This window comes from Thermodesulfobacterium thermophilum DSM 1276 (assembly GCF_000421605.1).
Lineage (GTDB): Bacteria > Desulfobacterota > Thermodesulfobacteria > Thermodesulfobacteriales > Thermodesulfobacteriaceae > Thermodesulfobacterium > Thermodesulfobacterium thermophilum.
In genome coordinates this window covers 1-10,540 of sequence record NZ_ATXI01000029.1, presented here as the reverse complement: position 1 = coordinate 10,540, position 10,540 = coordinate 1, and the positions used below count along the sequence as shown (strand labels likewise).

The 10,540-nt window shown below is 35.8% G+C and carries 10 protein-coding genes and 3 tRNA genes; 7 read left to right on the top strand and 6 right to left on the bottom strand.

Going from position 1 to position 10,540, the window contains the following annotated elements:
- Positions 1-194 precede the first annotated feature (194 nt).
- The 7 genes from H529_RS12215 (at position 195) to H529_RS10815 (ending at position 7,667) form a co-directional block, all read left to right on the top strand.
- Positions 195-368: a hypothetical protein gene (locus H529_RS12215; protein ID WP_022856184.1), complete on the top strand. Its 174-nt coding sequence runs from the start codon at positions 195-197 to the stop codon at positions 366-368.
- Positions 369-638: 270 nt separating this feature from the next.
- Positions 639-1,769 (top strand): chromate efflux transporter, encoded by a 1,131-nt coding sequence (gene chrA / locus H529_RS0109090; RefSeq protein ID WP_022856183.1) that lies wholly within the window; start codon positions 639-641, stop codon positions 1,767-1,769.
- Positions 1,770-1,985: 216 nt separating this feature from the next.
- Complete coding sequence (locus tag H529_RS10825; protein WP_022856182.1) at positions 1,986-4,268, top strand: TonB-dependent receptor; 2,283 nt, start codon at positions 1,986-1,988, stop codon at positions 4,266-4,268.
- Positions 4,269-4,292: 24 nt separating this feature from the next.
- Positions 4,293-5,126, top strand: coding sequence for an SAM-dependent methyltransferase (locus H529_RS0109080; protein WP_022856181.1), 834 nt, complete (start codon positions 4,293-4,295; stop codon positions 5,124-5,126).
- Complete coding sequence (locus tag H529_RS10820) at positions 5,119-6,468, top strand: amino acid permease (RefSeq protein ID WP_022856180.1); 1,350 nt, start codon at positions 5,119-5,121, stop codon at positions 6,466-6,468. The genes H529_RS0109080 and H529_RS10820 overlap by 8 nt, the downstream gene beginning before the upstream one ends.
- Positions 6,469-6,471: 3 nt before the next feature.
- Positions 6,472-7,188 carry a DUF4198 domain-containing protein gene (locus H529_RS0109070; protein ID WP_022856179.1) on the top strand — a complete coding sequence of 239 codons (717 nt, stop codon included), beginning with the start codon at positions 6,472-6,474 and terminating at the stop codon, positions 7,186-7,188.
- Between the two features lie 23 nt (positions 7,189-7,211).
- Complete coding sequence (locus H529_RS10815) at positions 7,212-7,667, top strand: hypothetical protein (RefSeq protein ID WP_022856178.1); 456 nt, start codon at positions 7,212-7,214, stop codon at positions 7,665-7,667.
- Positions 7,668-7,758: 91 nt separating this feature from the next.
- Here the strand turns inward: H529_RS10815 and H529_RS0109060 are convergent.
- The 6 genes from H529_RS0109060 to porB form a co-directional block, all read right to left on the bottom strand.
- Positions 7,759-7,833, bottom strand: a tRNA-Glu gene (locus H529_RS0109060).
- A 13-nt stretch (positions 7,834-7,846) separates the two neighbouring features.
- A tRNA-Lys gene (locus tag H529_RS0109055) sits at positions 7,847-7,919 on the bottom strand.
- A gap of 54 nt (positions 7,920-7,973) precedes the next feature.
- The gene (locus tag H529_RS0109050; RefSeq protein ID WP_022856177.1) at positions 7,974-8,666 is read right to left on the bottom strand and encodes a molybdopterin-guanine dinucleotide biosynthesis protein B; all 693 of its coding nucleotides are present in this window, start codon (positions 8,664-8,666) and stop codon (positions 7,974-7,976) included.
- An 11-nt stretch (positions 8,667-8,677) separates the two neighbouring features.
- Positions 8,678-9,361 carry a metal-dependent hydrolase gene (locus H529_RS0109045; protein WP_022856176.1) on the bottom strand — a complete coding sequence of 228 codons (684 nt, stop codon included), beginning with the start codon at positions 9,359-9,361 and terminating at the stop codon, positions 8,678-8,680.
- Positions 9,362-9,391: 30 nt separating this feature from the next.
- Positions 9,392-9,465 (bottom strand) — tRNA-Gly (locus H529_RS0109040).
- Positions 9,466-9,513: 48 nt separating this feature from the next.
- Positions 9,514-10,485 carry a pyruvate synthase subunit PorB gene (gene porB / locus H529_RS0109035; protein WP_022856175.1) on the bottom strand — a complete coding sequence of 324 codons (972 nt, stop codon included), beginning with the start codon at positions 10,483-10,485 and terminating at the stop codon, positions 9,514-9,516.
- Positions 10,486-10,540 lie beyond the last annotated feature (55 nt).

Here is a 10,540-nt window from a genome sequence, read left to right as displayed (position 1 = left end):
CATCTTTCAAGAATCCTGCTTTTATGGCTTTTTGTTGGTTTTCTTATTTTTGCAGGATCTATGATGTTTTGGTATAAACCCAAAAAAGGGAGAAGCTTATTATTTATGGAGTTGCGGTTGGTGGACTGGCAGGGTATATAGACAGTTTTATCGTAATTTTTTATTCCTTTTCAGGATTTTTAGGGCATATTTCTGTGGGGAACATAGACCCTTATCTTCTTGTTTTATGCGCCATAGGTTCAATAGCTGGTGGATTGCTTGGAAACTATCTTATGAGAAAAAGGTTAACTGCTCCTCAGGTTAAAAAAGTTATAGGAATAGTATTGTATATCATCGCAGTTAAGATGCTTGGGGATTTATTAATATAGATTATATTATATTATATTATTTTTTAATATATTCTGACTTCTGACTTATGCCACATACTTTAGTGCGTATTTATTTTACAGAAGATGACGAAGCTTTGTTTGTTAAACTTTTATTTGCACTAAAATTGGTAATAGCAGGTGCTGTAGGTTCTTTCATAGGTGCGAGACTTACGAGTCTATGGTTACCAAGTAACCGCGTCAGACAACTTTTTGGAGTAGTGCTTGTAATAGTAACGTTATATAAAGTTCTTAGCATGCTTAGTCATTAAAATGTTAGTAGAACTTTTTGTATCATTTTTGAAACTCGGACTCACTGCTTTTGGTGGTCCTGCGATGGTAGCTTACATAAAAGATCTTGCAGTTGAAAAAAAGCGATGGCTTGATAGTAAGACTTTTCAGGATGGAGTGGTTATAGCTCAGGCAATCCCAGGAGCTACTGCTATGCAGGTTGCAGCTTATGTAGGATTTAAAACCAGAGGAATATTAGGAGGGATTGCCAGTTTTACAGGGTTTGGGTTACCTGCTTTTTTGTTAATGCTTATTTTATCTTATTTTTATGTTAAGACACATGACCTTCCAGAGGTTATTTCAGTTTTTAACGGACTTCAAGTGGTAGTGATAAGTATTGTGGCTAACGCTTTTCTAAGTTTTGCAAGACCTTTGGTTAAGTCAAAGGGTGAGATGTTGATAGGTTTTCTTTCTTTTTTACTTTTTTGGCTTAAGGTTAGTCCTTTCTTGATCATCTTTATGTGTTTAGTTTTGTCCCAGTTATTGTTTATAGATGTTTCTATCTACAAACCAGGGAACTCAAAAAAAATAAATTTTATAGGTCTTGTATGTCTTATTTTTGTTCCTTTGATAGGCTTATTTTGTTTATATTTTGTGGATAAGACCCTTTTTACGATTTCGCTAACCATGATAAAAATAGACCTTTTTGCTTTTGGAGGAGGCTATGCCTCTTTACCTCTTATGATGCATGAATTTGTAAATAGATTGGGCTGGCTTGATAATAAAACTTTTATAGATGGTATTGCGCTTGGACAAGTTACTCCAGGTCCGATAGTGATAACAGCTACTTTTGTAGGTTATCTATTAAAAGGTCTTTTGGGAGCTCTGATAGCAACGATTTCTGTTTTTACCCCATCTTTTATCATCATGGCATTATTCTCCGAGTTTTCAGATAAAATGAATCAATTAAAAATTTTTTTAAAAGCAAAACAGGGAATCTTAGCCTCTTTTTCTGGTTTACTTCTTTTTGTGGCAATTAAGTTTATGGTTTCTTTAGACTGGAATTTCTTGAAAGCCTTGATGGCTGTAGTGAGTTTCTTTGCTCTCTATCGAAAAGTTAATCTTGTTTACGTAGTTCTTATTTCTGTGTTACTTTCAGCTTTTCTTTTTTAATCTCATTTTAGTAACATTTTCTTTTTAGTTATTTCACATTAATATCGCTAAAATTTAAAAATTTCTCAAAATTTTTACAATTTTAATCTATAAAAAATATAAAAATATTTTTTATTGATATTTTTTAAAAAATATGTTATCAAAATAAATAATATTTTTTTAAAAATATGTTTTAAGTTGCAACTAATGAAAATTAGTTCTTGATAGGGGGTTGAAATGTGGGGTAAAAAAGCTTTACTTTTTGTTTTGGCTTTAGAAATGTTTTTTGTTTCTAAGGGTTTTGCAGAGGAGATCGATAAGGAAAGGTTGGAAAAAGAGGGAACTTTACCTGAAGTAGTAGTTACTGGTGAAAAAATAATTACCCCTACTAAAGAGACAGCAGAAACAGTTTATACAGGGATCGGGATCACCAAAAAAGGTATTGAACTATCTGGAGAAAGGGGTAGTAGTAATGTTTGGTCTATTTTAAACTTCTTACCAGGAGTGTATTTTGAAACTCCTGATCCTGCGGGTATTTCTTCAACTCAACGTAGTATGACTATAAGAGGGGTTTCTGGCTATTTAGGAACGATGTCTGTTGAAGGGGTTCCTGTTTACGGAGGAAATCCCATCGGTCCAAGGGAGTACATTTTTGATTTAGAAAACTTGGAGGCAATCGATGTCTACAAAGGGGTTATTCCTGTTGACCTTGGAACAGGTGCAGGAACAAGAGGGGGAACGGTTGAGTTAAAACCAAAATGGGCAAAAGATAAATTTGGCTTTGAATTTAAACAAGGTTTAGGGATGAATGATTATACTAAAACCTTTGTAAGGGTTGATTCAGGAAAATTACCTACTTTAGGGACTAAGTTTTCTCTTTCTTATTCTTATGCAGAGGCAGATAAGTGGAGAGGCAAGGGAAAACTTGGTCCAAGAGAAAATCTAAACTTTACTTTGGTTCAGGCTTTAGGAGAAAGAATTAACATAAAACTTTGGGCAAACTATAATGAAATTGACCATCATAAGTATGCTTCACTTTCCTATCAAGATGCTAAAAAAGATAGATGGTTAGATTATAATGAAAACTTTACGGGCAATCCCTCAAAAGATTGGTATTACTATAAATATCAAAAAGTTGAATGGACAAATAAAGACTACTATGCCTTTTTAGATGTAAAATTGTTAGACCAATTGATGCTTCAAATAAAACCTTATTACAGAATAGAAGAAAAAGAGGATTGGAGCGGAAGTAAAAGCATCACAGGTCCTATGAGACAACGTAAACCAGGGGTAACTTGGTTTGGATGGGAAGTTAAAAGAAAAGGGATTTTAACTCAACTTGTTTTTGATTTAAAGTTTGTTAGAGGACTTTTAGGTTACCATTATGAAGTCCAAGAGTGGGAGGGCAGACCTTCTAAAAATTACTGGTTAGAACCTGATGGGAGCTTAACTTTTATTGGATGGGGTAGATTTACCAAAAGTATTTCTGATGGCTATTCTTCAAGTCCTTACCTTAAGCTTGCAGGAAACATAGGTAAACTAAACTGGCAAGCAGGTGTTCAATATATAAAGAAAAAAGACGGAAAAAATGAAGGATACATTACTGATTACAACGGAACAGTGCCTTACTTGCTAAGAGAACCTAAACTTGATTATGGTGGAAGAAGTTATTCTGCTTGGGTCCCTTCCTTTGGTCTTTCATATTCTTTTAACGATAAGATTGAGGCATACACAAGCTTTGGTAAAACCTTTCAAACTCCATACAGGTATATGCCTATCGTAAACCTTTATTATCGCCTTTATGATAAATTCAAAAAGATGGGTATAACTTTGGATGATCTGTTTAATGACTATAAATGTGAAGAAACTTATAACTGGGATTTGGGGCTTAGGGTTAGAACTGAAAAGTTTGAGTTATATCCAACTGTTTTCTTCTCCAAGCACAAAAACCTAAACACACCTTTTACCCCAGGATGGAAGGATCCTGATAACCCTACCCAGCTTTTGACTGATCCTTCTAATAAGAAACCAGTAACTTATAACACCTTTATCGGTAAGGCGAGAGGATATGGTTTTGAGCTTGCTTCAACCTTTCATCTTACAGATAAATTTTCCTTATTTTTTAACCCATCTTATGTAAAGATGAAATATGATGGAGACATCATAAGTGCCGGAACTCGTTATCCTGTGGATGGAAAACAAGTAATAGGAGTTCCAGAAAAGATGCTCACTACAGGACTTATAGCAAGGTATAAAGGTTTTGAAATAGTTCCCAGATTTAGGTATGTGGGTAGTTATTATGGAAATTTACAACGCACTGAAAAAGTTTCAGGATATGAAGTCTTTGATTTAATGGTTTCTTATAGTAAAGAAGAAATAAAAAGTTTGAGGCTTAAAAACCTTAGGTTCACTGTTGAGTTTAACAATCTGTTTGATAGAAGATATATTTTTGGTACCAGCAATAACTATTACCCAGGAACTCCTTTTAATGTCTTTGGGTCTATATCCTTTAATTTTTAAAAGTAAAAAAAGGGGGGTTATAAAATGAAAAATCTTAAAAAAATTTTATTTTTAAGCTTCTTTCTCATAAGTTTAAATTTTTCCTTGGCTCAAGCAGAAGGTAGACTTTATCTTGTTAGCACCGGGGTTGGAGACCCTGATAATTTGACCTTAAGGGCTTATGAAGTTATCAAAAAAGCTGATGTTATCTTTTGCAGTAAATGGACTTGTGAAAGGGTAAAAAATTTAATTGAGGGAAAGGAGGTTTATGATGCAGGATTTGGTATTTTTCATCTTTTTTATCGAAAAGATAGAGGGAACCCTAAATCTCAGATAGAAATAAAGTCTTTAAGTTTTGATGAAAAAGAAAAAAGAAAAGAGCTTGAAAAGATAACCAAGATCATAAGAGAAGCTGTTAAGCAAGGTAAGGTGGTAGCCGTTCTTGAAGACGGTGATCCTACTATCTACGGTCCACATATATGGTATGTGGAGGCATTTAAAGACTTAAACCCAGAAATCATTCCTGGGGTTAGTTCTTTTAATGCAGCTAATGCTGCTATAAGAAAGAGCATCACCGGAGGTAAGGCCCAAAGTGTAACCCTTGCTGCAGGATTTTCTGACCTTGAGGCCCTTGCTAAAACAGGCACAAACCTTGTTATTTTTACCATGAGAATAAAAGACATAACTGAAGTTTTAAAGAAGATAGAAAAATATTACTCTCCAAAAACTCAAGTAATCTTTGTTTTGCATGCTGGTTATAAAGAAAAGGAAAGGGTTATAGCTGGAACCTTTGAAGATATCTATGAAAAAATCAGAGGAATTCAACTTCCTTTTGAATATTTAGTGTATGTGGGGGATTTTGGAGATTTTGATGAATAAAAATGTTACTCAAATTGAAATTAACTATGGATTTAAGGAAGAAAAACTGGTTTTAAAAAGAGAGATAGGGCTTATTCCTGCTATCATGCTTGTTGTGGGAAACACCGTAGGAACAGGTATTTTTACCACCTCTGGATTCATTATAAAGGAACTTAGAGATCCAGTGGCTCTTCTTTTTCTGTGGCTCTTAGGAGGTCTGATTGCTTTTTTTGGTGCTCTTAGTTACGCTGAGCTTGGTAGACTTTTTCCTCGGGCAGGAGGAGAATATGTTTTTTTGAAGGAAACTTTTGGCGAGATTTTTGGATTCCTTGCTGGCTGGATTTCGCTTATCGTTGGTTTTTCTGCTCCTATTGCTGCAACAGCTATTGCCTTTTCAAAATACTTCTTAGAACTTTTTTCCATACAAACCTCAGAACTAATCTCCAAACTTTTAGCTGTATCAGTGATTTTACTTCTTTCTTTAGTTCATACCCAACGAATTAAAATAGGGGCTAATTTTCAAACAGGAATAACTCTCTTTAAAGTTTTTTTTCTTTTTACCTTTATTTTCTTTGGATTCATATACGCTAAAGAAGGAATGACTAACTTTGAGATCGGAAGTTTAGTTCCAAAAAAAGAGGCACTATTAAGCTTAAGTTTTCCTGTTTCTCTTATCTATGTTATGTATGCCTACAGTGGATGGAATGCTGCAACCTATATAGGAGAAGAGATAAAAAATCCACAAAAAAACATTCCTTTAGCCCTTTTGTTAGGAATTTTAGTGATTGCAACTTTGTATCTGGGGACAAACTACCTTTATGTTAAAGTTCTTTCTTTTGAAGAGATGGCTGGCGTTGTGGAGTTAGGGGCTAAGACAGCCGAAAAAGTTTTTGGAAAAGAACTTTCTTTTATTTTTACTGCTGGAATTACCTTAGGACTTCTTTCTGTTTTAAGTGCTATGATACTTGCCGGACCAAGGGTATATTATGCTATGGCAAGGGATGGGGTATTCTTTAAAGTATTTTCAAAAATTCATCCAGAAAAAAAGACCCCTATTTTTTCTATCCTTCTTCAGGCACTAATTGCTATTTTTATGGTTTTGACTTCAACCTTTGAAGCTCTTCTTCTTTACATAGGATTTACTTTATCTCTATGTGCAAGCCTGACAGTTTTAGGTCTTATGAAACTTAAGAAAAAATTTATTTTCTCAGCTTTTGCTTTTATTTTGGTTAACCTCTGGATGATTATTTTTACTATCGTTACTAAGCCTCTAACCCTTTTAGCAGGAATGTTAACTATCTTAGCAGGCTTAACACTGTATTATTTCAAATTTAATCAAAAATTAAAAACAAAGGGGGGGTAAAGCATGAAAAAATTTATTTTAAGTTTGGTTTTTATGTTTTTAACTTTTTTGTTCTGGGTAACGATCGGTTTTTGTCATATGCTTTGGATAAAAGAAACTGACGGAAGGTTTAAAGTTCTTTGGGGACATAAGGGCAAGGTTGAACCTTATAATCCTGGAGCAATAAAAGAAATTAAAGCTTTTGATAAAAAAGGAAAGCCTGTAACATTTAAAAAAGAGATAATAAATAACCAAATTCTTCTTTCAGGTAAAGAAAAACCTTCCTTAATCCTTACTTCTATGGATGGGGTTTATCTGGTTACTACACCAGAAGGAAGGAAAAGAATGGATAAAATTGAAGCTCAAAAACAAGGGTTACAAGTGGTAGAAAGTTTTTATGTGATTCAAGCAACTAAAGCCGTTTTTACAGACTCATCTCTTCTAAAAAAAACTTTAGGTTTAAAGCTTGAACCTGTTTTTGTAAAAACTCCTTATGAAGGAAAAGACGAAGTTGTAATAAAGGTCTTATATAAAGGGAAACCAGTTGAAGGTGTAATCATTTTTAATCCTTTTCATAAAGAAGTAGCTAAAACTGACACAAACGGGATAGCAAGAATAAAGGTTGAAGACCTTAAGATGAAAGAAAATTACTATGCCTTGGTGTGTTTTTATAAGTTAAAAATCTCAGACCCTAAGGCTGACTATCTCTGGCTTATTACTTCTCTTACCTGGCAAAAATAAAATTTATAAGGAGGGGTAAAAAGTTGAAAAGGATTTTGGTATTAATGTGTTTTTTACTGTGTATAAATCTTGGAGAAAAGGTGTTTGCTCACGAAGTAAATTATCAGGTAAGAGAAAGGGAAGGTATCTGTGTAAGTTTCTTTTTTGTAGACAAATCTCCGATGAATTATGCGGAGATAGAAGTTTATGCACCAGATGAAAAAATACCTTTTCAAAAAGCAAGGACTGATAAAAATGGGCTTTTTTGTTTTATGCCAGATAAAAAAGGGATTTGGAAGGTTATAGTAAAAGGAGAGACAGAACATGGGCTTCATAGTACAGAGATTGAAATAAAAATAAAGGATAATTTAGATATAGCTCACTTTAAGAAGCCACTTATCGCTTCCCATACAAGATTTTTTATAGCTTTTGGAATTGTAGGCTGGATAATTGGGGTAACAGGTATTTATCTGTCCTTAAGGTCAAGAAAGTCTATTTAGAATCGCAAAAATATTCTTACTTCGAATAAGTAAGAAATAAAAATAAGTTCAAAAAAGAAGAGTTATATAATTTTTAAAAAAAGAAAAAAAGCGCCCCCAAGGGGATTCGAACCCCTGTCGCCGGCGTGAAAGGCCGGTGTCCTGGACCTGGCTAGACGATGGGGGCACAAATCTCTAAATGGGCCGGGCAGGACTCGAACCTGCGACTCTCGGCTTAAAAGGCCGATACTCTACCGACTGAGTTACCGGCCCAACATTTTAAAAACTTTTCAAACTCTCTTAAATATAAACGGTTTCTTGGTTTTGTCAAGATATGTTTTTTATTTTTACTTCTATCTCTTGGATTTCTTCTGGGACACCTTTTAAGGCTTTAACAAAGCCTAAAAGAGGATAGGCCAGAATGTCTGCTACAAAATCTTTAAGAGGAACCTTCTTTCCGTTAACCTTTAGTATCACCTTTTCTCTTTTCTGCTCTATAAAATCTTTTAAAAAACTCAAAAGCTCCTCTTCTTGCTCTATACTAAAAAAAGTTTCTTCAGGAAACTTGTTTTTCCACCACTCTATGTCTTCTTTCACCACAAAGCCTAAAAGATTCTTAAGTTCCTTTTTTACTAAGTTTAAATCCTCTTCTTTATCCTTTAAGACCCAAAGTTTAGGGAGAATGTCTACGTTCTTAAAGCCCTCAAACAAAACTAAGTCATATCCCCAAAAAACTGATAGAAAATAACTGTACCAGTCTTTAAAAGAAGTGAGATTGTTTTTTTGAGGGTCTAAATAAAGAGTAATTATTTTTTCCTGAAAAAGAACAACCCCAGAAGCTCCGTTTTCTCTGTAAATCCAAGTGTCTTTATTAGGTATATCCGTAAAAATTTCTTTCTCTTTACAAGATTTAACTACCCCTACCTTATATCCCTCTTCAGTTAATCTTTTAACTAAAAAAGAACCTATGGTAGTTTTTCCAGATCCACTATAACCTGATAGTGCGAGAAAACAGGGCATGATAGATGACTTTACAGATTGAATTCTTCACCAGGCTTTAAAGGATGTATCTTAATCTCAAGCCCATATTTTTTTATCTCGTTTTCTAAATCTTCTACCTTACCTGAGAGCACAGGAAAAGTCCCATAATGCATAGGGATAACTACTTTAGGCCTGATAAGTTCACAAGCCTTGGCAGCCTCTTTAGGCCCCATTACGTAATGGTCTCCTATTGGTAATAAGGCTATCTCAGGGGTATAGAGTTCACCGATTAACTTCATGTCTGAAAAGACCCCGGTATCACCTGCATGATAGATGGTTAAGCCATTTTCAAGGGTGATCACAAAACCGCAGGGTTCTCCTCCGTAGCTTCCATCAGGAAAAGAAGAACTGTGTAAGGCTGGCACCATGGTAAAACTAATACCATCTGAACGATAAGTTCCACCTATGTTCATGCCTATAGCTTTAGTAGCACCTTTCCGAAGGAGATATTGCTGAATTTCATGGATTGCGATAATTTCCCCACCTTTTTTAGAAAGGGATAAGGCTTCCCCTAAATGGTCTCCATGGGCATGGGTGATAAGGATATAGTCATAAGGACCCTGGTCAGCATCCTTAGGAGAAAGAGGATTAGTAAGCCATGGATCTATGATAATCTTTTTTCCTTTTTCTGAAACTATTTTGAAACAGGAATGGCCAAAAAAGACTAACTTCATGACATCACACCTTTAATTGAAAAAATAAAGAGCGGGCGACGGGATTCGAACCCGCGACCTGCTGCATGGCAAGCAGCCGCTCTACCAGGCTGAGCCACGCCCGCTTCACAAGAAATTATTATAATTTATTTTTTCTTACTGTCAAGAAGAAATTACTCTTCTTTTTGTTCTGTTTGGGGTTCACCGAAGCATTCAGCTAGTTTAAGAAGTTTTTCGTATTCCTGGTTTACTCTCTCCTGGATGTAGGCTATTTGTTCAGGGGTAAGGTGTCTGAATCTTCTTTGTATTTTGAGGTATTCTTCGACAGGTTTAGGTTTATCGACTTTACGATTGATGATGTATTTTCCATCTATGACTTCATAGAGAGGGAAGACCCTTGTTTCTACGGCGAGTTTAGCTGTAAGCAGGCTATCTTCGCTTTTGGTCCCCCATCCGGTGGGGCAGGTTGCATAGACATGGATAAAAGCAGGTCCGTTTATTAAGGCTGCTTTTTTGACTTTATTCATGAGGTCGATAGGGAAGGCAGGGTTTGCGGTTGCGGCATAGGGTATGTTGTGAGCTACCACGATACCCATCAGGTTTTTTTTCCAGGTGGTTTGACCTTTGACGACTTTACCTGCAGGGCTTGTGGTGGTGTGTGCCCCGAAGGGGGTAGCTCCAGACCTTTGCACCCCTGTATTCATGTAGGCCTCGTTATCAAGGCAGATGTAGATAAAGTCATGACCTCTTTCCAGGGCACCTGAGAGCCACTGAAGTCCTATGTCAAAGGTGGCTCCATCTCCTGCAAACACAACCACATTTATTTTTTCTTTGGATTTAAGTCTACCTTTACGTTTGAGAGCTTTGATGGCAGCCTCGATACCAGAGGCAACGGTAGCGGAGTTTTCGAAGGCAACGTGGATCCAGGGAACATTCCAGGAGGTATAGGGGAAGGGGCTTGAGATGATTTCCATGCAACCTGTTGCAGTGACAGCGATGGTATTGGGACCAAGAGCCTTTAGGGCGAGCCTTAGAGGAAGCACAGTGCCACATCCCTGGCAGGCTCTATGGCCCTGAGCAAAGCCTTCATATTCAGGCAAGTTTTTTAAGGTAAAGCCTTTAAAGTTTTTGAGTTCTGGTCTCATAGGCTTACTCCTTTACACCGTAGATTTCATAAGGTGTGGTTGGTTTTTTGGTTAA